Origin of the sequence: Pantoea sp. AG1095 (assembly GCF_003208415.1) — a bacterium.
Lineage (GTDB): Bacteria > Pseudomonadota > Gammaproteobacteria > Enterobacterales > Enterobacteriaceae > Pantoea > Pantoea leporis.
In genome coordinates this window covers 82,095-102,219 of the sequence record NZ_QKMJ01000012.1, presented here as the reverse complement: position 1 = coordinate 102,219, position 20,125 = coordinate 82,095, and the positions used below count along the sequence as shown (strand labels likewise).

The window sequence follows — 20,125 nt, the reverse complement described above, 5'->3', positions numbered from 1 at the left end:
TTTGCTGTGTGATTCTAAATTTTCTTCAATACGGCCGGAATGGTCACTTCCGCCACCGTGATGCCCGGTATCTTCGTACCGCGGCGATCCTGAATCCACATATCACCCATCATCTGATTTAGCCCGCGATCCAGACCGGTCACCAAACCCGCGCCCGGCGTGAAGGTTAATTCGCCGAAGTAGATCTGCTCGTTATCGATGTACCAATCCACGCGCACATAATCGAAATCGCTCGCCAGCTTTTTACTCAACGCCAACGCGTGCTGCAACGAGGCCATTTGCGGCGTCACATCCAGGCCGGTATCACGAATTTTGTGATACGCCTCGTTGAGGTTGTTGACGTAGAAGTTCATCGACAACAGCGGATTGCAGCGGTTGTAGATCACCTGCAGCACATACTCAAAGCTACCGTCGCGCTTGTTGAACATATGGAACTTGTAGTCAATCGGTGCCGATTTCCCATCGCCAATGTACTGCTCCACCAGAATGCGTGGCTTGATGTAGCGATAGTGAATCTCGCGCGCTTCGTTGGCGAAATCGGTCTTCAGCCAGCGATGGCAATCGTTGATAATCTGCTGCTTCTTCAACGCATCCGGCTCTTCCAGCAGGATCTCCACCATGTTGGAGGCGTGATTCGGCTTGATAACGGTATTTTTCCAGCTCGGCAGCGTGTGCAATGAGCTGGGATCGCTGGTCTCGTAAACCAGCGGGATCAGGTATTCGCTGCCCACTTTCTCGGCGATATATTCACGCACCGAATATTTGTCCGACAGACGACCATAAATCTGATAATCGCCATGGATGAATTTGCGATACAGCACCTTCTCGTTAAACACTTTCGGCTCGCGCAGATTAGGCAATTTGCGGAACTTGTGAAAATAGTAGATACGATCCTGGTATGCCCAGGGCATCTTCTTGATGAAGTACTGAACGCTTCTTCTGAGTTCATCTTTCAACTTGAGCATATCTGACCTCATTTGTAGGTTTTGTAGTTGAGTGAGGAAACCTGGATTTTTTGGATGACGCCGTTTTTGAAGAAGTAATTCATTACGGTAAGAGACAGCAATTCTGAGATGAAAACGCTCCATGCGGCACCCATGATGCCGTAGCTCTGGATCAGCCACCACGACAGCGGCAAGCTGATGACCATCAGGCAAACGATTTTCTTCAACAGATAATTAAACCCGCCTTCTTTGACCATGTAGCGATACGCCACGGTCCCCATCGCCGAAAAGCAGGTTGCTAACGACAACAACGTAATGAGACTTCCTGACTGTGTGTACTCGTGACCATATAAAGCGATGATGATTTTTTCGCCGTACATCGCGATCACCGCTAACAACAACAATGAAACACCCATGACATAACCATTAAGCCGTGCTGTCAGCTTGATGGCGGTTTCTCCACGCTCACGGAAGATTTCCGAAAAGCAGGAAGTGATGATGGCGACCGGGATAAAAATCCAGGAGGCCGAAATGGTATTGGCGGCGGCGAACAACCCAAGATCGCGCGCTGAGGCGATGCCTGCCAGGAACATCTGTGCCGCTTTCACCTGCACCGAGATAAAGATGCTGGAGATGGCCAGCGGCAATCCGGCGTACAGCAAATAGCGCAGATAGGTGTTGCGCTTATCCTGTGGCGGCGCCACATCCTGATTTTCGCGATAAAAGTTAAAACGCTTAATGACGTACGGCACCAACGTGACGGCGACAATCGAAACGGTCAGCCATAGCGGATTGAGGTGCAGCCAGGCAATGGCGAAACTTAAGCTGAAGCCCAGCAGCAATCCGACAGAGTTGGCGATGGTATTCAGCCGCGACGCTAAGCGCGCATTGTTGTAGACACTGAAGGTGTCCTGCGTCACGAAAACCGAAGAGATAAACGAGGCCAGTGCAAAAGCGAGGAAGTTTTCCTGCATGTTGTACCAGACCCAAATCAAGACGGGCAGCGATGTAAGCAACAGTAAAACCATGCGCATGTTGCGCGCTACGGTCATCAGGCGCAGCCCTTTCGGTGCACTCTTACTGATACGTTTAAACAGAATGGTTTCCGTACCGAAAATCGCCACGGTCTGCACCATGGAAAACAGTGAGGTCGAAAACGCCATTTGGCCAAAGATGGTTGGACCAAAGGATTTTGCCACGTAGGAGGTCACAAATATGACGCCGAACACGGAGACGATCTTTTCAGACATCATCCAGGCGGCATTCGACATTACGCTCAATTTCATTGACTGATCCTTAGTATTACGAACTACAACAACTTTCGGTACAACGTCCTTGAAATGAATTAACAAGCGCTCAGTGGGCCTGACTTAATTTATTAACTTCAAACCAAACTGGTCCGAAAAATGAGACTCGCGTCAGCAATTAGGAATTATATTCAGGAAAATTCCGATTATATCCGGTGCGAAACTCGGTGGATGTAAACGATTTCAGCCTAAATTCTAAGCAAACGTTTACTGGCATACCCTGACATTTCTGCAAGTGGTTTATGCCGATTTTCCAATGAATGTAGTATTTTTCTGCATTTGGGATGGAGAGAATTTATATCAAAAACCTAAAGCCAGGAAGGCGTTCAATGCCATTCGGAATAAAATAAGATTTATCCCATGATGATATTTCTTCTAAATATCTTAATTTAACCCTCGCAATTCAAATCGCGCACTTTAATACTGCATTAATAGTGTTTTTGCAGTGCCAGATATTAATACAGTAATTCTCATCCACTAATTGATAAGAAAGGTAATAGCATTTATGAGAAAGTCACGATATAGCGAAGAGCAAATCACAAATGCCATTAAAGCTTCTGAAACGGGAGTGAAAGTCAGGGAGATTTGTGAGGAGCTTGGCATTTCCGAGGCCACTTTCTATAGCTGGAAGAAGAAGTTTTCTGGGCTCTCTTCCGAAGAAGGTAGAAAAATCAAGGAGCTGGAAGATCAGCTACTTAACCTCACGCGTGAGCTGCAATCACTGAGTTCCGATAAAGAGATGCTGCAAAGCGTATTGAAAAACTTCTTCACCACCAATGAAAAGCGTCAGGCGGTTAACTTTCTGCAAACGACATTCGACATAGGTACCCGTCGTAGCTGCCGTTTACTGGATATTAGCCGTAGCGTTTATCATTATCCTGCAGGTACAGATAATCGCTAATACCATTAAGGCCGATGTTATTTGACCTAATGCTGAGATTTGTTCTTACCAGAAGATATGAAGATCATTTAATACGGCGTTCACAACATAACAATTCGCACCAATTTTTCCTGATGAATACCATCGCGGAATTGCTTCCTTTTTTGCGGTAAAATAGATTCACATCAGCAAAAGTCTCTCTATTCAAGCCATTCTAACGAAGTCCAATCTCATTTCGGTGAGATTGGCGCTTCGATTATTACTTTACCAACATTAATCATCAGTCCTGAATGCGGATAGTTCTGTTAAGCATTAATGAACAACCGCGTGTAACCGCTCACACACAACCTCTGTTTTCATCTGGATCTGTTCTGAGATCGATTCGTCAATCGTTTGACACGCGTAGACCATAACTCCCTCTTCTGTTGCCAGGAATAATCCTGATAACAAAGGTTACCTGCCCTAAACAATAACGGCCAAAAAGCGGGAAATAAGTTAAATTCCTGCACCCTATCCATCGCTACGCTTAATGGTTTTTTGCCAAAGGTTAATGGAATCTTTCTTAACATCTCTCGATTCCCTTAAGCAAAAAGTGGTTTTCAAGTGCCAATCTTCAGTGCCAAATGGCAATAAAAGGTAGGTTAGATGCATGTTTTTGCGCGTTAATACGTCGGTTTTTTCCGCTTTAGGGCCTGCGATAGCCAGGAAGATCGGAGATTCGTGAAGGTTCAGGAAGCCTTAATACGGTCAAACACTCATGCGCCGGACGAAACGGTATGACTTTTTATGACAAATCAGCGCTAAAAAGAGGGCTGCAATTAGCCAAAATGTTATATCGATGGCCAGCTGAGCGCCTGAATGGGCGAAGAGGCGCGTGAAAAGGGTTAGTCAAATTCTTAAAATACAGCGTAGTACGCTGCCGAAATGATTTTTCAGCAGCCCTATTTTGATGACCTATACCGCAGTGATGCGCGGCTCGGGTTTAATACGCATCGCGTAGATCACGCCAATAATCAAACAACCAATGCCAAGCGCGGTTAGCAGCGGCGGCCAGCTTTGTCGCCACAGAAATGTCCATAGCAAACCGGCTAAGGTTTCGAACACAATCAGCGGCCCCATGATCACCGTCGGCACGCGTTGGCTGGCCGCATTCCAGCAGAGCGTGCCCAACCATGAGCAAATCAGCCCGATACCTAACATCAATAATAGAAAGCGTTGCGGCTGCGTCCCGAATGGCAGCGCAAATGCAGGTTGCTGCCAGTGAAGCTGCACGCAGACTAATAGATAGAACACTATTGCCAGCGGCAGCGTCACCAAACCTTGTGCCGTCGCCCAGCTGGATGGCTTGTGCTGGGGATGCGCGCGTAACCATAAACCATTACGCAGCGGATACCATGTCCAGCATGCCACCGCCAGAACCGCTAACCCTAAACCGGTGAGATAGCGCGACCAATCAAAATCGGGGCCTTGCGTCTGGAGTTCGGCGGCATTCACGCAAGCCAGGCCCACAGCAATAATCAGCAACGCCGGCGTCAGTTTACGCCACGGCAAGCGCCCTTCAAGATGGCCATAACAGAGATTGGCCGTCACGGTAATCACCACCGGCAAGGTGCCGATAATCATGGTAGAAATGGGCGCACCGGTGCGTTGAATCGCGCTGGCGAGAAACGCGTAATAGAGCAAATTGCCAATCAGCGACAGCTTCAGCGCTTCAATCCAGTCTTTGCGTGCGAGCTGACGCAAACGACGGCGATCCAGCCAGGCGAGCGGCAACACCACCAAACCAAAGGCAACGTAGCGGCCGGCCGATTGCAAGGTGCCGGGATAATCCGGTATTAACAGCGGGCCCACAAAGATCAATCCCCACATCAGTCCCGCCGCCAGCGCAAACAGTATTCCAGCAAACATAAACTCTTCCTTTATATGCATTCCGCTGCAGTGTGACGCAGGTGGAGGCTAAAGGCTTGTAGCAGATTGCGGTTAGCGTGAAGGGAACACTTGTTTTTGATAGCGGCCCGGCGTGATGCCGTAGCGATGCGCGAAGGCGCGGGTGAGATGAGCCTGATCGGTAAGACCAACCGATGCCGCGACGGTTGCCGCACTGTCGCCGCGTGCCAGCTGCTGTTTTGCTGCGAACAGACGAAAAGCCATCAGCATTTGATGCGGCGTGACGTGGAAGTGTTGTTTAAAACTGCGCAGGAAATGCCACGGCGACAGTGATGCCAGCGCAGCAAGTTCTTCGAGGCGCACCGGTTCGGCGAGATTTTCACGCAAATAGTCTCTTACCGCATCAAAGCGATGTGCACCTTCGACAGGTCGCAGCTGTCCCTGACGCGCCAGCGGACGCATTAACTCCAGCAGTTCGAGCAAAATGCTTTCACGCTCCAGCGGGGTTTCCGCCTGCCACATCTGCGCCAGCAATTGAGAAAACGGCTGCGCCAGACGCGCATCGGTGCGCAGAGCGTCGGTGAACCACCAATGACGATCGCCGGAGAGACGATCCATCTCCTGCGGATCGATATAGATCATGCGATAACGCCAGCCTTCGTCGCAGGCAGATTCACCGGTGTGCAGCTCGTCAGGATTCATCATCACCAGCGAATGCTGCGGCGCGGTGTAACTGGCGCCGCGATAGCGAAAGCGCTGGGCGCCCGATTCGATAGTGCCGATGCCAAAGGCTTCATGGGTATGCGGTTCAAAAGCGTAGCGGGAGATGTGCGCCTGATACAGCTCGATGCCAGGCAGCTCAGCGAAATGCTGAAACTGCGCACGATCTTGCTCACAAGGAAAGATTTCAGGAACCACCTTCACGACACACCTCCGGGAAAAATCGCTTATAAGCATGCGCGGCAGTGGCGATAAATGCAAAGCGGATTTGCTTTACCTCGTTGCGAGTTCACCGGACACTGTAAAAACTTAACAGGAGATCAAAATGGCTAATCGTGTAGTTGTGGTAGTGGATATGCAAAACGGCGTGCTGGCATCGCCGCGTTTTGATCGTGCCGGACGCTGCGAGCGGATCAATCAGTTAACCGCTGCGGCCGATCAGGTGATCTTCATCCAGCACGTTGGCCCAGGTTTAGAGGTCAATTCAGCAGGCTGGGCCATCGTCCCCGAGTTACAGCAGCCGGCCAACGCCATCTTTGTCAATAAAACCGCCTGCGACAGTTTCTGGCAAACCGATCTCGCCGCTCAACTCGACCAACGCGGTATTAAAAGCTTCGTTATTTGCGGCTGCGCGACCGATTACTGTGTCGATACCACCATCAAAGTCGGCACCAGCCTCGGCTATCACATCACCGTCGCCGCCGATGCGCATACCACCGCCGACCGCACCTATGTTTCCGCACAACAGCAAATTAATCAGCACAACGAAGTGTGGGCCGATTTGATTATGCCGGGCAACCCGGTGCTGGTACGTGAGACGGAAGCGTTATTGCGGGAATGGCGACCGCATTAAGGGTTCTGCTATTGAAGTGCTTGGCTGCTGTCAGCTATACAAATAGCTATTTCTCTACTGAGGCTAGAGCATGAAGGTCATATGTATTCGAGTGCCTGATAGCTTCAAAAAACGAAGCCCAGGATTCAGTATTATTGCGGATCAAAGATGTTTTTCCCGGAAAGTGAATACGGTAGTGCAATTCTTTGGTGGTAATAAAGAAGCTGCTTACCAATGGATGTACAGCCCAGCGAAAGCTCTGGGATCAATCTCTCCACTATCTTTATTTACGAATGAAAACGGAATAATGGATATTGAGGACTTGATTGGGCGTTTAGAACACGGTGTATTTACATAAATGTATATTTATCAATGCATTAAACATGTATTTTCAACTAAAAAATTTTCAGTAGTCACCTCTATGCTTTGACCATACTTGCACAATAGTGACGGACGCGCAGCTTCTGCTGGTGCGTAAGGGCTATCCGCAGCGCTGAAGTGAAAGCGTTGGGCCAGGAGACAGCCGCTGGATGCGGCTGTCAGTTCGGGCCGGGCAGGAAGCCCGATCCCGAACGGTCCGTCGGCATAATGCTGGAACTGAAGGCACCGCGTAAGCGGCGCGAGGACTGCCCAGCAACAGCAGAAGCTGCGCGTCCCGCACAAAGCACTAAAAAAAATGCCACTCCTCGCGGAATGGCATTTCTTGATTCGATAACGTCCGGCCTGAGATTGCTCAGGCGGAGTATCAGAACGGAATATCGTCGTCAAAATCCATTGGCGGTTCGTTGTTAGCAGGCGCGCTCTGCTGCTGTGGACGCTGCTGCGCACCGCCGCTGAACTGGTTGCCACCGCCCTGCGGCTGCTGTTGTGGCTGCTGTGGCTGGCCCCAACCGTTGTTATTGCCGCCGCCCTGGCCGCCCGCCGGTGCGCCACCTGCGTTCGCGCCCTGCTGACGTCCGCCCAGCATCTGCATGGTGCCGCCTACGTTAACCACCACTTCAGTGGTGTATTTTTCCTGGCCGGCCTGATCGGTCCATTTGCGGGTACGCAGCTGACCTTCGATGTAAACCTGAGAACCTTTACGCAGGTATTCGCCAGCCACTTCCGCCAGCTTGCCGAACAGCACAACGCGGTGCCATTCCGTGATCTCTTTGTTTTCACCGGTTGTCTTATCGCGCCAGCTTTCTGACGTGGCCAGCGTAATGTTGGCTACCGCGCCACCATTTGGCATGTAGCGCACTTCCGGATCCTGACCCAGATTCCCGACTAGAATCACTTTGTTTACGCCACGACTGGCCATGTTGCTGTCTCCCGATGAGTTGATGCTAAAAGTCTAAGCGAAAAATTGTATCACGTCACATTGGCGTGTGCCCACTTTAGAGCGGGATTCCAAAATTTATCGGCGGACAGAATAGCAAAAACACTGGATATTTATTCAGTTTATTTTTTGTGCCATAATGGACCGTTTCTGCTGGTCGTGCTGGCAAGGCATGGCGAGTGTTGTTCAATCCGGGAAAGGTGAATGGATAAGATCGAAGTCCGCGGTGCTCGCACCCATAATTTGAAGAACATCAACCTGATCATCCCTCGCGATAAGCTCATTGTGGTCACCGGTCTGTCAGGTTCCGGTAAGTCTTCGCTGGCGTTTGATACGCTGTATGCGGAAGGCCAGCGTCGCTATGTCGAGTCGCTTTCGGCCTATGCGCGCCAGTTTCTTTCATTAATGGAGAAACCGGACGTTGACCATATTGAAGGTCTTTCGCCCGCCATCTCCATTGAGCAAAAATCGACTTCGCATAACCCGCGTTCCACTGTCGGCACCATTACCGAAATTCACGACTACCTGCGCCTGCTGTTCGCGCGCGTGGGTGAACCGCGTTGTCCGGATCATGACGTTCCACTGGCCGCGCAAACCGTGAGTCAGATGGTCGATCAGGTGCTGTCGCAGGAAGAAGGCCGTCGTCTGATGCTGCTGGCACCGGTGGTGAAAGATCGCAAAGGCGAACACACCAAAACGCTGGAAAACCTCGCCGCGCAGGGCTATATCCGTGCGCGTATCGATGGCGAAGTGTGCGATCTGTCGGATCCGCCGAAGCTGGAGTTACAGAAGAAGCACACCATCGAAGTGGTGATTGACCGCTTCCGCGTGCGCGAGGATCTGGCAACGCGTCTGGCCGAATCCTTTGAGACCACGCTGGAACTGAGCGGTGGCACCGCGATCGTCGCCGATATGGACGATCCCAGCGCCGAAGAGATGCTGTTCTCGGCCAACTTTGCCTGCCCAATCTGTGGCTACAGCATGCGTGAACTCGAACCGCGCCTGTTCTCGTTCAACAATCCGGCTGGCGCCTGCCCGACCTGCGATGGCCTGGGCGTGCAGCAATATTTCGATCCCGATCGAGTGGTGCAGAACCCCGAGCTGTCGCTGGCCGGAGGCGCCATCCGCGGCTGGGATCGCCGTAACTTCTACTACTTCCAGATGCTGCGCTCGCTGGCAGAGCATCTGCAATTCGATGTCGAAGCTCCGTTTAACAGCCTAAGCGACAAAGCGCGCGAAGTGATTCTGTACGGTTCCGGCAAAGAGAATATCGAATTCAAATACATCAACGATCGCGGTGACACCTCAGTGCGCCGCCATCCGTTTGAAGGCGTGCTGCACAACATGGAGCGCCGTTATAAAGAGACGGAATCCAACGCGGTGCGCGAAGAGCTGGCGAAATTTATCAGCAACCGTGCCTGCGCCAGCTGTGAAGGTACGCGTCTGCGTCGTGAAGCGCGTCATGTTTTTGTTGAAGACACCAACCTGCCGACCATCTCAGAAATGAGCATCGGTCATGCGATGGATTTCTTCGCCAACATGAAGCTGAGCGGCCAGCGTGCGCAGATTGCGGAAAAAATCCTGAAGGAGATTGGCGATCGCCTGAGCTTCCTGGTGAACGTCGGCCTGAATTACCTGTCGATGTCACGCTCGGCGGAAACGCTCTCCGGCGGTGAAGCGCAGCGTATCCGTCTGGCCAGCCAGATTGGTGCCGGTTTAGTCGGCGTGATGTACGTGCTGGATGAACCCTCAATCGGCCTTCACCAGCGCGACAACGAACGCCTGCTTGGCACGCTGATTCACCTGCGCGATCTCGGTAACACAGTGATTGTGGTGGAGCACGATGAGGATGCGATTCGTGCCGCTGACCATGTGATCGATATCGGCCCAGGCGCGGGCGTGCACGGTGGTCAGGTGGTTGCCGAAGGTGATGTGCACGCGATCATGGCGAATGAAAATTCCCTGACCGGCCAGTTCCTCAGCGGCAAACGCGAGATTGCGATTCCCCAAGAGCGCGTCAAAGGCGATCCAGCCAAAGTGCTGAAACTCACCGGTGCGCGCGGTAACAACCTCAAAGATGTCACGCTGACGATTCCGGTCGGCTTATTTACCTGCATCACCGGCGTGTCCGGATCGGGTAAATCGACGCTGATCAACGATACGCTGTTCCCAATTGCGCAGCGCCAGCTTAACGGCGCGACCACCATCGAAGCCGCGCCTTATCGTGAGATCGCCGGTCTGGAACATTTCGATAAAGTGATCGATATCGATCAGAGCCCGATCGGTCGCACACCGCGTTCGAATCCCGCGACCTACACCGGCATTTTCACTCCGGTGCGTGAACTGTTCGCCGGCGTGCCGGAAGCGCGTTCACGCGGCTACAATCCGGGGCGCTTCAGCTTCAACGTGCGCGGCGGACGCTGCGAAGCCTGTCAGGGTGACGGCGTGATCAAGGTAGAGATGCACTTTCTGCCCGACATCTACGTGCCGTGCGACCAGTGCAAAGGCAAACGCTATAACCGCGAAACGCTGGAGATTAAATACAAAGGCAAGAGCATCCACGAAGTGCTGGATATGACCATCGAAGAAGCCCGCGAATTTTTTGATGCGGTGCCAGCGCTGGCGCGTAAGCTGCAAACGCTGGTCGATGTTGGCCTGTCGTATATCCGTCTGGGCCAGTCGGCTACCACGCTGTCTGGTGGTGAAGCGCAGCGCGTCAAGCTGGCGCGTGAGCTGTCAAAACGCGGCACCGGCCAGACGCTCTATATCCTCGATGAGCCGACCACCGGCCTGCATTTTGCGGATATTCAGCAGTTACTGGAAGTGCTGCATCAGCTGCGCGATCAGGGCAACACCATCGTGGTGATTGAGCACAACCTCGACGTGGTGAAAACCGCAGACTGGATTGTCGATCTCGGCCCGGAAGGCGGTAGCGGCGGCGGTGAAATCCTGGTGTCCGGCACGCCAGAAACGGTGGCGGAGTGTGAAAAATCACACACGGCGCGTTTCCTTAAGCCAATGTTGAAGAAGTAAACTTCTCTCAGGCCCGCCATTGCGGGCCTGTTTTTTTCTGTCGGATTCCGCAACGAAATGCAGGAACAGGCAAGAATCAGACAACTTCAGGCATATACGCATTCCCCCCTGCTGACTATCCTTACAACGTTCCTTTTGGCGTCCCTTACGCCCTTTATCCCTTCAGTGCGCTGAACGGGATCCCGCATAGAAATCACGACACATCCTACTGGAGACACCATGAATATTACGCATGCCTATGCCGCACAGGACGCGAAAGCAAAACTCGCCCCGTTCGATTTTAAGCCACGCGAACTGCGCGCTCATGATGTGCAGATTGAAGTGTTGTACTGCGGCGTCTGCCACTCGGACCTGCATACCGCGCGCAACGAATGGCGCAACACCATTTTTCCTGTGGTGCCTGGCCATGAGATTGTCGGTCGCGTGACGGCCGTTGGCGCTCACACCCACAACTACAAAGTGGGCGATTTGGTCGGTGTTGGTTGTATGGTTGATTCCTGCCGCAGCTGTCCAAGCTGTCAGGAAGGGCTGGAGCAGTATTGCGAAAATGGCTTCGTTGGCACCTATAACGGCGAAGACCGTGAAACCGGCGCAATCACTTACGGCGGTTACTCCACCAGCATGGTAGTAGATGAAAGCTTCGTGCTGCGCGTACCAGAAAATCTCGATCTGGCGGGCGTTGCGCCACTGCTGTGTGCCGGTATCACCACTTACTCACCGCTGCGCCACTGGAATGTCGGTCCGGGTAAAAAAGTCGGTATCGTCGGTTTGGGCGGCCTTGGTCACATGGGCGTGAAGCTGGCTCATGCGATGGGCGCACATGTGGTGCTGTTCACCACGTCACCGTCAAAAATTGAAGATGGTAAACGTCTGGGCGCTGATGAAGTGGTGATCTCGAAAGATGCCGACCAAATGGCCGCACACACCAACAGCTTCGACTTCATCCTGAACACCGTTGCAGCGCAGCACGATCTCAACCCGTTCATTGCCCTGCTGAAGCGTGATGGCAACATGACGCTGGTCGGCGCGCCGGAGCACGATCACCCGGCACCGCAGGTCTTTAACCTGATCTTGAAACGTCGCAGCATCGCCGGTTCACTGATTGGCGGCATCGCGGAAACCCAGGAAATGCTGGATTTCTGCGGCAAGCACGGTATCACTTCAGATATCGAACTGATCGCGATGAATCAAATCAACGAAGCCTACGAACGTATGCTGAAAAGCGACGTGAAATACCGCTTCGTGATTGATATCAATACTCTGCGCGAGGAATCTGCGGCTTAATTTGCCTCAGTGTTCATCATGGTTGACGCCCGCCGCGCGCGTGGCGTCAGCCTGTTGCCAGGAAGCATCCACCAGATAGTAAATCTGCGAATCTTTTAGCGAACCATCCAGCCACAGCGTGCTCCAGTGCGACTTATTTAAATGTTCGCTGGGAAACACATCGTTGTGCTCCTCACGTAACAATTCCGCCAGCGCAGGCGTGGCTTTCAGCGACAAGGCCGGACGCCCTTTTACCTCATAAAGCATGGCAAACAGCACACCTTCACTTTTAATCTGCGTCGCCTGCCAGCACTCTTTAAAGCTTTGCTCCGCGCCCGGCTTGCTCATGCAGTACGTCAGTAAATCCGAAGTATTCATCTTTATTCCCCTTGTAAGGTTGCCACGATACGCCGCGCACCGCCCTGCACCCGATGTTCACCCAACCAGATTCCCTGCCACGTACCTAACATCAGGCGACCGCGGTTGACCGGAATCAGCAGCGAAACGCCGAGTAGTGACGATTTGATGTGTGCCGGCATGTCGTCAGCCCCTTCGTAATCGTGCTGATAAGGCGCACTTTCTGGAACATGGCGTAAGAAATGCTGCTCCATATCGCTGCGCACGGTGGGATCGCAATTCTCATTGAGCGTTAACGACGCCGATGTATGTTGCAGCAGCAGATGCAGTTGGCCGACGCGCACATCGGATAAGCCATGAAGCTGGCCGACAATCTCGTCGGTGATCAGATGAAAGCCGCGCGCTTTGGCGCCAAGCGTAAGCGTTTGTTGATGCCACATGCCAGAATCCTAAAAGTAATTACACCGTTTAAGTGTGCAGCATGTCGGCGAAAGGTAAACCCTGAAGAGAGGAAAAAGCGGCAGAGCGTGAACTCTGCCGACTGAAGGTTAGTCGCTCAGCTTAGCGGCCATGGTTTTGATGCTGCCCACATCGTCTTTAGTAATTGCAGCCAGACGCTCGCCGTACTCTTTATCAGCCTTGTAGAAGTACGACAACATAATGGCGCGGCTCTGCACATCCACACCTTTCAGCGCGCCGCCCAGAGAATTGATCAGATCGGTTTTCTCTTTGTCATTGAAGGAACGATACAGATCGCCCGCCTGCTTAAAGTTCTGCGTTTTAGCAATCATCGCCTGCTGCGTGGTGCCGCTCAGCGGGCTGTGGCTGTATCGGGCGCTCTGCAGCTCTTCGCGTGGATAGACACGGCTTGGCTGATAGTTGACGCCATGATCGTCAGCCTTGCCGCTGTTCATCGCGCCGTCCTGATTACCGTTGCTCACCGGCACGCGCGGCGCGTTGACCGGCAACGTCAGGCCATTGGCGCCCAAACGGTGCATCTGGGTATCGGCGTAAGAGAACAAACGACCTTGCAGCAAGCGATCTTCCGATGGCTCTATGCCCGGAACCAGATTCGATGGCGCCATCGCCACCTGCTCGGTTTCCTGGAAGAAATTATCCACGTTGCGGTTCAATTCCATCTGGCCGACTTTCACTTCTGCGATACCCGGCCAGATTTTGGTGGCGTCCAGCGGGTTGAAGTCGAATTTATCCAGATCGCTGGCTTTAATGGTTTGAATATAGAGATCCCATTTCGGGAAGTCTTTGTTGTTGATCGATGCCACTAAATCTTCGGTCATGTGGCTGAAAGTGCTGCTCTGAATAGCCGCCACTTCGCCCGGATCGAGATTTTTCTCGCCCTGCAGGGTTTTCCAGTGGAATTTCACGTAGTGCACTTCAACTTTGGCGTTGACGAACTTATAGGCGTGCACGCTGTTGCCATCCATCTGGCGATAGTTTGCTGGCGTCCCCATGTTGGAGAACAGCATGGTCAGGCCGTGCGTGGCTTCCGGTACGTGAGAGAAGAAATCAAAGGTGCGCGCGTCGTTGCCAAGATTGGTGCGTGGATCAGGCTTAAAGGCATGCACCATGTCCGGGAATTTAATCGCGTCGCGGATGAAGAATACCGGCAGGTTGTTACCCACTAAATCCCAGTTGCCCTGGCTGGTGTAAAACTTGGTGGCAAAACCGCGTGGATCGCGCAGCGTTTCCGGTGAATGTTTGCTGTGCACCACGGATGAGAAGCGCACAAATACTGGCGTCACGCTGCCTGGTTTAAAGACTTCGGCAATGGTTAAGTCGCTAATATCTTTGCTGGCGCGGAACTCGCCGTGCGCGCCGGTACCGCGTGCATGTACCACGCGCTCTGGAATGCGTTCTCGGTCAAAGCGTTGCAGCTTTTGGATCAGCTGCACATCTTGCAGTAACACTGCGCCATTTTCGCCTGCGGTTTGTGAGTTCTGGTTATCGCCGACGGGTGCGCCGTTATCACGCGTTAAAGCGGTGCTGTAAACCGGAAGGGAAAAGGCTAAGGCTAATATACAAGCGAGGGGTTTGACTGCAAAAGAGTAAGCGGTCCGGGTCATAAGCGTGCTTCCTTGTGAGTTTAAATATGCGACTACATTGCCGCTCTCGCGCCGTTTCAGGCTGGAGGATATTTACACTCATGGGGAGAAGCGCTAACGAGACCAGTCCGGTTTATAGTTAAAAAAAGTTATAAATAAAAAACCGCCAAACCATGTTGGCGGTTTTTTGTGGCGCGCCGTCGCAGTGAAGTTACATCACCGCAGCAAACGCCTCAGCAACCTGGTTGACGTTACGGCTGTTCAGGCCGGCAACGCACATGCGGCCGCTGGCGATCAGATACACGCCAAACTCATCACGCAGACGGTCAACCTGCTGCGCGCTCAAGCCGGTATAGCTGAACATGCCACGCTGTTTCAGCAGGTAATCAAAGTTTTGTCCCGGCAGTTTGGTACTCAATACTTCAACCAATGCCTGACGCATGTCGATGATGCGCAGACGCATCGCTTCGACTTCTGCCAGCCAGTTGTTGAGCAGCGCTTCGTCGTTCAGTACGCAGGAAACCACCTGCGCACCGAAGTTTGGCGGGCTGGAGTAATTGCGGCGCACGGTGGCTTTCAGCTGGCCCAGCACACGAGCAGACTCTTCCGCGCTATCGCAGACAATAGACAGGCCGCCAACGCGCTCGCCGTACAGCGAGAAAATCTTGGAGAACGAGTTGCTGACCAGCGCAGGCAGACCCGCTGCCGCAATCGCGCGAATCGCATAAGCATCCGCTTCCATGCCCGCGCCAAAGCCCTGATAAGCGATATCGAGGAACGGAATCAGCTCCTGCGCTTTCAGTACTTCGGTGGTTTCATCCCACTGTGCGTTGGTGAGATCGGCGCCGGTTGGGTTATGGCAGCACGGGTGCAGCAGCACGATGGATTGCTTCGGCAAGGTTTTCAGTTTGGCGATGAACGCATCAAACTTCACGCCGTTGGTTTCCGCGTCATACCACGGATAGGTATTCACCTCGAAACCGGCACCGTTGAAGATCGCGACGTGGTTTTCCCACGTCGGATCGCTCACCCACACGTTGGACGCCGGGAAGTAACGCTTAAGGAAATCAGCACCGACTTTCAGCGCGCCTGAGCCGCCCAACGTCTGGATGGACGCAATGCGGCCCGCTTGCAGCATCGGATGTTGTTTACCGAACAGCAGCGGTGCAATGGCGTTACGGTAAGCGTTCAGACCTTCCATCGGCAGATACAGCGACGCCTGATGCGGCTGCGCCTGCAGGCGCTCTTCTGCTGCGGCAACCGCCTGCAGCTGAGGAATGATGCCCGCTTCGTTGTAATAGAGACCAATGCTCAGGTTTACTTTGTTATCGCGCGGATCTTGTTTGAAGGTTTCCATCAACGACAGAATCGGATCGCCGGCATAGGCATCAACGTTTTGAAACACGGTGCAGATCTCCATGATTGGTCATAAATAAGAGGTAAAGATGCGTCATCAAACCATGTAACGGCCGGGACGATGATTCATTGCGATGATGAGATTGAGGATCACCGCGCCCGCGATTGAAGCAAACAGCATCGGTAACGACACCACAAACAGCGACGCTAATACCACGCAGGTATCGACCGCCATTTGCAGTTTTCCGGCACGCAGACCGATGCGGTCCTGCAGCCAGAGCGCCAAAATATTAATACCGCCGAGGCTGGCTTTGTGACGGAACAACACTATAAACCCAATGCCCATCACCACGTTACCGAACAGTGTCGCATAAAACGGATTTAGCGCAGAAAAATGCACAAACAGTGGATGCAGATGGGTGAACAGCGACACCAGGCCAACAGCGCAGAAGGTTTTTAGGGTAAATTCCCAGCCCATGCGCCGCACGGCCAGCCAGTAAAATGGCAGGTTGATCAGGAAGAAGGCGCTACCGAAGGAGAGCGGTGACAAATAGCTGATTAAGAAGGCAATACCGGCAGAACTGCCGGTGAGTGCGCCCGCCTGTTTCAGCATAATGACGCCGAAAGAGACCATTAGCGTGCCGAGGACTATCGCCAGCGCATCTTCAATCAGGGAATGCGGAACTTTAGTGGGTTGAACAATGTTATCCATGGGTTAATCTCATTGCAAATGATGCGGTTCAAATGCAAAAAACGCACCACATCGGCGGCGTACGCTCGCCGCCGATGGGTGCCAGTGATTATCCAATTGATAACTAGGGCGCTTTATTGCAGGTTTTTGTGTATCAGTTGAGAGTCAAACCATCAACTCATGCACAAATCTGTTTTCTGGTGCGCGTTTTTTGCATTATTAAGGCAATAATTGCACCAGATTAGCACGTCACGCACTTTTTTGGCGCGTTTTGTGCTGCGGGATGATCATCAAACCGTTCTCTTTCAAACGGCTCAATACCACGGAAGTTTTCACGTGCGCCACGCTTTGATGGCCAGCCACTAACTGGCTGATCAGCGCGCTCAGTGAAGCCAGATCGGCCACCGCCACTTTCAGCAGATAATCAGCATCGCCGGTGGTTTTGAACGCATCAACGATCGCGGCTTCTTCTTCCACCATGCGATGGAAACTCTCTTCATAATCCGGCGTATGGTTTTTCAATCGCACTTCAATCAATCCCACCATGCCAAGGCCCACCGCGTCGGGCGAGAGGCGTGCGTGATAGCCGAGAATGAGATTGGCCTGCTCAAGATTGATGCGGCGGCGTGAACATTGCGACGCCGAAAGTCCGACTAAATCACTGAGTTCCTGGTTGGTGAGGCGTCCGTTAGATTGTAATAATGTCAATATCTTAAGGTCGTGATCGTCTACCTGAGTCATTCTGTTTCCACAGCGTAATAAGGGGCGCTTTGCTACAGATAACCTGATTAAAGCCGGGGTTGTCCAACACTATTTTCTGATGACGTGAAATGCATGCACAAAACGTGCATGCATCCGGAATGAAAGGGTTATTCGTCGTCGTATTGCGGGCCAGCGTAGTTATCAAAGCGCGACCATTGGCCATTAAAGGTCAAGCGTACCGTACCGATCGGGCCGTTACGCTGCTTACCCAGGATGATCTCGGCGATGCCTTTAAGATCGCTGTTTTCGTGATACACCTCGTCACGGTAGATGAACATGATCAAGTCGGCATCCTGCTCGATCGAACCTGATTCACGCAGATCCGAGTTCACTGGGCGCTTATCCGCACGTTGTTCCAGTGAGCGGTTTAGCTGCGACAGCGCCACCACCGGCACATTCAGCTCTTTCGCCAGCGCTTTAAGTGAGCGCGAGATTTCAGCGATCTCCAGCGTACGATTGTCCGACAGCGCAGGCACGCGCATCAGCTGCAGGTAGTCGATCATGATCAGGCTCAACCCGCCATTTTCACGGAAGATGCGGCGCGCGCGTGAGCGCACTTCGGTGGGCGTCAGGCCAGAAGAGTCATCGATAAACATGTTCTTCTTCTCAAGCAAAATCCCCATGGTGGCGGAAATGCGCGCCCAATCTTCATCTTCCAGCTGACCGGTACGAATGCGCGTCTGATCTACGCGCGACAGCGACGCCAGCATACGCATCATCAGCTGCTCGCTGGGCATCTCCAGGCTGAAAATCAACACCGGCTTGTCCTGCAACATCGCGGCGTTTTCGCACAAATTCATGGCGAAGGTGGTTTTACCCATCGAAGGACGCGCCGCGACGATGATCAGATCCGAGCCCTGTAAACCGGCGGTTTTTTTGTTCAAATCCTGATAGCCGGTATCGACGCCGGTGACGCCGTCGTGCGGCGTTGAGACCAGCGACTCAATGCGCGATACCGTGGCTTCCAGAATCTGCTCGATATTCTGCGGGCCCTGATCTTTATTAGCGCGCTGTTCAGCAATTTTGAAAACATTCGATTCAGCAAAGTCGAGCAGATCTTCACTGCTCCGTCCTTGCGGATCGTAACCGGCATCGGCGATTTGGTTCGCCACAGAAATCATTTCGCGCACTACCGCACGTTCACGCACGATATCGGCATAAGCACCAATGTTCGCGGCACTTGGCGTATTTTTTGCCAGTTCGGCCAGATAGGCGAAGCCGCCGGCCATCTCTAATTCACCCAGCGTTTCCAGCGATTCAGAGAGCGTAATCAGGTCGATCGGTTGGCCAGCTTCCAGCAAACGCTGCATTTCCGTGAAAATCAGACGGTGCGAGCGGTTGAAGAAATCACTGGCGACGACGCGTTCAGAAACGTTGTCCCAGCGCTGGTTATCCAGCATCAACCCACCGAGCACCGACTGCTCCGCTTCTATGGAATGCGGCGGCATTTTCACGCCTTCCAGCTGCCGATCGCGGGGTTCGTTCGATTTGTTGGTGGGTTTATTTCCTGCCATAGTGAATGCATTACCGATCGTGAAAGGGACGCGCAAGTATACCGTCCCAGGATGAACAATCACAGGAGTCAGAATGGCAAAGCGTATTCAGTTCAACCAACACGGCGGCCCAGAGGTACTGCAATGGGTCGATTTCGAACTGGCCGATCCCGCCGAACATGAAGTGCAGGTGGAAAACAAGGCAATTGGCATTAACTACATTGATACCTACGTGCGTAGCGGCTTGTATCCGCAAAGCAGCTTCCCTTCCGGCCTGGGTACCGAAGCAGCCGGCGTGGTGAAGCGCGTCGGATCGGCGGTGACGCGGTTTAAGGCGGGCGATCGCGTGGTCTATTGCCAGGCCGCGCTGGGCGCCTACAGCGAAGTGCACAATGTGGCGGAAGATCGTCTGGTGATCCTGCCGGACAGCATCTCCTTTGAGCAAGGTGCGGCCTCTTTCCTCAAAGGTTTAACCGTGCAGTATCTGCTGCGCCAAACCTATAAAGTGAAAGCTGATGAAATCTTCCTGTTCCATGCCGCTGCGGGTGGCGTGGGATTGATCGCCTGCCAATGGGCCAAAGCGCTCGGCGCACATCTGATTGGCACGGTGGGTTCGGCTGAGAAAGCGAAGATAGCTAAAGATGCCGGTGCCTGGGCGACAATTAACTATCGTGAAGAGGATATCGCGAAGCGCGTCAGCGAGTTGACCCATGGCGAGAAAGTGGCCGTGGTGTATGACTCGGTGGGGAAAGATACCTGGGAACCTTCGCTAGATAGCCTGCGTCGCCACGGGTTAATGGTCAGCTTTGGTAATGCGTCGGGTCCGGTTACCGGCGTTGATCTCGGCATTCTCAACAAGAAAGGCTCGCTGTTCGTCACCCGACCTTCGCTGTTCGGTTACATCACCAACTGTGAAGAACTGGATGCCGCCAGCAATGAGTTGTTCTCACTGATCGCCAGCCGCGCGATTCAGCTTAACGTGCCCGAGCAGCAGAAATTTGCCTTGAGTGACGCGGTGCGCGCGCATCAGGTGCTGGAGAGTCGCGCGACTCAGGGTTCCAGCCTGCTGATTCCCTGATCGCTAAATGCAAACGGGGCTTCCCGTAGGAAGCCCCTTTTTTTCTTTCTTTTTATAGTTCGCACTGGTGTAGGGACAGCGGCGATGAATTCGTTTGAAGCAACGCCAATCATCCTGACAGAAAACATAAGTAAAAAATAT

At 52.9% G+C, this 20,125-nt stretch carries 18 protein-coding genes; 6 read left to right on the top strand and 12 right to left on the bottom strand.

Features of this window, described 5'->3' with window-relative positions; genetic code table 11:
• Window positions 1–14 precede the first annotated feature (14 nt).
• Window positions 15–965 (bottom strand): ATP-grasp fold amidoligase family protein, encoded by a 951-nt coding sequence (locus tag DEU53_RS20035; RefSeq protein ID WP_101763051.1) that lies wholly within the window; start codon window positions 963–965, stop codon window positions 15–17.
• A gap of 8 nt (window positions 966–973) precedes the next feature.
• Window positions 974–2,230, bottom strand: coding sequence for a polysaccharide biosynthesis C-terminal domain-containing protein (locus DEU53_RS20030; protein ID WP_101763052.1), 1,257 nt, complete (start codon window positions 2,228–2,230; stop codon window positions 974–976).
• A 526-nt stretch (window positions 2,231–2,756) separates the two neighbouring features.
• On the opposite strand from DEU53_RS20030, the gene DEU53_RS20025 reads away from it, so the two are divergent.
• Window positions 2,757–3,152: an IS3 family transposase gene (locus DEU53_RS20025; RefSeq protein ID WP_008109970.1), complete on the top strand. Its 396-nt coding sequence runs from the start codon at window positions 2,757–2,759 to the stop codon at window positions 3,150–3,152.
• A gap of 933 nt (window positions 3,153–4,085) precedes the next feature.
• Here DEU53_RS20025 and DEU53_RS20020 read toward each other — a convergent pair.
• Window positions 4,086–5,039, bottom strand: coding sequence for a DMT family transporter (locus tag DEU53_RS20020; protein ID WP_110868161.1), 954 nt, complete (start codon window positions 5,037–5,039; stop codon window positions 4,086–4,088).
• Between the two features lie 72 nt (window positions 5,040–5,111).
• Complete coding sequence (locus DEU53_RS20015) at window positions 5,112–5,942, bottom strand: AraC family transcriptional regulator (protein WP_110868160.1); 831 nt, start codon at window positions 5,940–5,942, stop codon at window positions 5,112–5,114.
• A 121-nt stretch (window positions 5,943–6,063) separates the two neighbouring features.
• On the opposite strand from DEU53_RS20015, the gene DEU53_RS20010 reads away from it, so the two are divergent.
• Window positions 6,064–6,591, top strand: coding sequence for an isochorismatase family protein (locus DEU53_RS20010; protein ID WP_110868159.1), 528 nt, complete (start codon window positions 6,064–6,066; stop codon window positions 6,589–6,591).
• Between the two features lie 70 nt (window positions 6,592–6,661).
• The gene (locus DEU53_RS23345) at window positions 6,662–6,928 is read left to right on the top strand and encodes an antitoxin Xre/MbcA/ParS toxin-binding domain-containing protein (RefSeq protein WP_110868158.1); all 267 of its coding nucleotides are present in this window, start codon (window positions 6,662–6,664) and stop codon (window positions 6,926–6,928) included.
• A gap of 387 nt (window positions 6,929–7,315) precedes the next feature.
• On the opposite strand, the gene ssb1 is transcribed toward DEU53_RS23345, so the two are convergent.
• Window positions 7,316–7,870, bottom strand: coding sequence for a single-stranded DNA-binding protein SSB1 (ssb1, locus tag DEU53_RS20000; RefSeq protein ID WP_061718369.1), 555 nt, complete (start codon window positions 7,868–7,870; stop codon window positions 7,316–7,318).
• A gap of 222 nt (window positions 7,871–8,092) precedes the next feature.
• On the opposite strand from ssb1, the gene uvrA reads away from it, so the two are divergent.
• Entirely contained in the window at window positions 8,093–10,921 is a 2,829-nt protein-coding gene (gene uvrA, locus DEU53_RS19995) for an excinuclease ABC subunit UvrA (RefSeq protein ID WP_110868157.1), read from the top strand.
• Between the two features lie 219 nt (window positions 10,922–11,140).
• On the top strand, window positions 11,141–12,205 hold the full coding sequence (locus tag DEU53_RS19990) for an NAD(P)-dependent alcohol dehydrogenase (RefSeq protein ID WP_110868156.1): 1,065 nt from the start codon (window positions 11,141–11,143) through the stop codon (window positions 12,203–12,205).
• 6 nt (window positions 12,206–12,211) lie between these two features.
• On the opposite strand, the gene DEU53_RS19985 is transcribed toward DEU53_RS19990, so the two are convergent.
• From DEU53_RS19985 to dnaB, 7 genes are all read right to left on the bottom strand, one after another.
• Window positions 12,212–12,562 (bottom strand): MmcQ/YjbR family DNA-binding protein, encoded by a 351-nt coding sequence (locus tag DEU53_RS19985; protein ID WP_101763060.1) that lies wholly within the window; start codon window positions 12,560–12,562, stop codon window positions 12,212–12,214.
• 2 nt (window positions 12,563–12,564) lie between these two features.
• A complete protein-coding gene (locus DEU53_RS19980; protein ID WP_061718371.1) occupies window positions 12,565–12,981 on the bottom strand; it encodes a secondary thiamine-phosphate synthase enzyme YjbQ in 417 nt (138 codons plus the stop codon).
• A 108-nt stretch (window positions 12,982–13,089) separates the two neighbouring features.
• Complete coding sequence (locus tag DEU53_RS19975; protein WP_110868155.1) at window positions 13,090–14,625, bottom strand: catalase; 1,536 nt, start codon at window positions 14,623–14,625, stop codon at window positions 13,090–13,092.
• 190 nt (window positions 14,626–14,815) lie between these two features.
• Entirely contained in the window at window positions 14,816–16,009 is a 1,194-nt protein-coding gene (locus DEU53_RS19970) for an amino acid aminotransferase (RefSeq protein ID WP_101763128.1), read from the bottom strand.
• A gap of 48 nt (window positions 16,010–16,057) precedes the next feature.
• Window positions 16,058–16,672 carry a YitT family protein gene (locus DEU53_RS19965; protein WP_110868154.1) on the bottom strand — a complete coding sequence of 205 codons (615 nt, stop codon included), beginning with the start codon at window positions 16,670–16,672 and terminating at the stop codon, window positions 16,058–16,060.
• A 228-nt stretch (window positions 16,673–16,900) separates the two neighbouring features.
• On the bottom strand, window positions 16,901–17,392 hold the full coding sequence (locus DEU53_RS19960; RefSeq protein ID WP_097095220.1) for an Lrp/AsnC family transcriptional regulator: 492 nt from the start codon (window positions 17,390–17,392) through the stop codon (window positions 16,901–16,903).
• A 128-nt stretch (window positions 17,393–17,520) separates the two neighbouring features.
• Complete coding sequence (gene dnaB / locus DEU53_RS19955) at window positions 17,521–18,927, bottom strand: replicative DNA helicase (RefSeq protein ID WP_101763062.1); 1,407 nt, start codon at window positions 18,925–18,927, stop codon at window positions 17,521–17,523.
• Window positions 18,928–19,000: 73 nt separating this feature from the next.
• On the opposite strand from dnaB, the gene DEU53_RS19950 reads away from it, so the two are divergent.
• Window positions 19,001–19,984, top strand: a complete 984-nt coding sequence (locus tag DEU53_RS19950; protein ID WP_110868153.1) for a quinone oxidoreductase — start codon at window positions 19,001–19,003, stop codon at window positions 19,982–19,984.
• Window positions 19,985–20,125 lie beyond the last annotated feature (141 nt).

What these genes read in the sequence shown, in the direction of transcription:
- DEU53_RS20035 (WP_101763051.1), bottom strand. Translation starts at nt 965, where the DNA reads ATGCTCAAGTTGAAAGATGAACTCAGAAGAAGCGTTCAGTACTTCATC.
- DEU53_RS20030 (WP_101763052.1), bottom strand. Translation starts at nt 2,230, where the DNA reads ATGAAATTGAGCGTAATGTCGAATGCCGCCTGGATGATGTCTGAAAAG.
- DEU53_RS20025 (WP_008109970.1), top strand. Translation starts at nt 2,757, where the DNA reads ATGAGAAAGTCACGATATAGCGAAGAGCAAATCACAAATGCCATTAAA.
- DEU53_RS20020 (WP_110868161.1), bottom strand. Translation starts at nt 5,039, where the DNA reads ATGTTTGCTGGAATACTGTTTGCGCTGGCGGCGGGACTGATGTGGGGA.
- DEU53_RS20010 (WP_110868159.1), top strand. Translation starts at nt 6,064, where the DNA reads ATGGCTAATCGTGTAGTTGTGGTAGTGGATATGCAAAACGGCGTGCTG.
- DEU53_RS23345 (WP_110868158.1), top strand. Translation starts at nt 6,662, where the DNA reads ATGAAGGTCATATGTATTCGAGTGCCTGATAGCTTCAAAAAACGAAGC.
- ssb1 (WP_061718369.1), bottom strand. Translation starts at nt 7,870, where the DNA reads ATGGCCAGTCGTGGCGTAAACAAAGTGATTCTAGTCGGGAATCTGGGT.
- uvrA (WP_110868157.1), top strand. Translation starts at nt 8,093, where the DNA reads ATGGATAAGATCGAAGTCCGCGGTGCTCGCACCCATAATTTGAAGAAC.
- DEU53_RS19990 (WP_110868156.1), top strand. Translation starts at nt 11,141, where the DNA reads ATGAATATTACGCATGCCTATGCCGCACAGGACGCGAAAGCAAAACTC.
- DEU53_RS19985 (WP_101763060.1), bottom strand. Translation starts at nt 12,562, where the DNA reads ATGAATACTTCGGATTTACTGACGTACTGCATGAGCAAGCCGGGCGCG.
- DEU53_RS19980 (WP_061718371.1), bottom strand. Translation starts at nt 12,981, where the DNA reads ATGTGGCATCAACAAACGCTTACGCTTGGCGCCAAAGCGCGCGGCTTT.
- DEU53_RS19975 (WP_110868155.1), bottom strand. Translation starts at nt 14,625, where the DNA reads ATGACCCGGACCGCTTACTCTTTTGCAGTCAAACCCCTCGCTTGTATA.
- DEU53_RS19965 (WP_110868154.1), bottom strand. Translation starts at nt 16,672, where the DNA reads ATGGATAACATTGTTCAACCCACTAAAGTTCCGCATTCCCTGATTGAA.
- DEU53_RS19960 (WP_097095220.1), bottom strand. Translation starts at nt 17,392, where the DNA reads ATGACTCAGGTAGACGATCACGACCTTAAGATATTGACATTATTACAA.
- dnaB (WP_101763062.1), bottom strand. Translation starts at nt 18,927, where the DNA reads ATGGCAGGAAATAAACCCACCAACAAATCGAACGAACCCCGCGATCGG.
- DEU53_RS19950 (WP_110868153.1), top strand. Translation starts at nt 19,001, where the DNA reads ATGGCAAAGCGTATTCAGTTCAACCAACACGGCGGCCCAGAGGTACTG.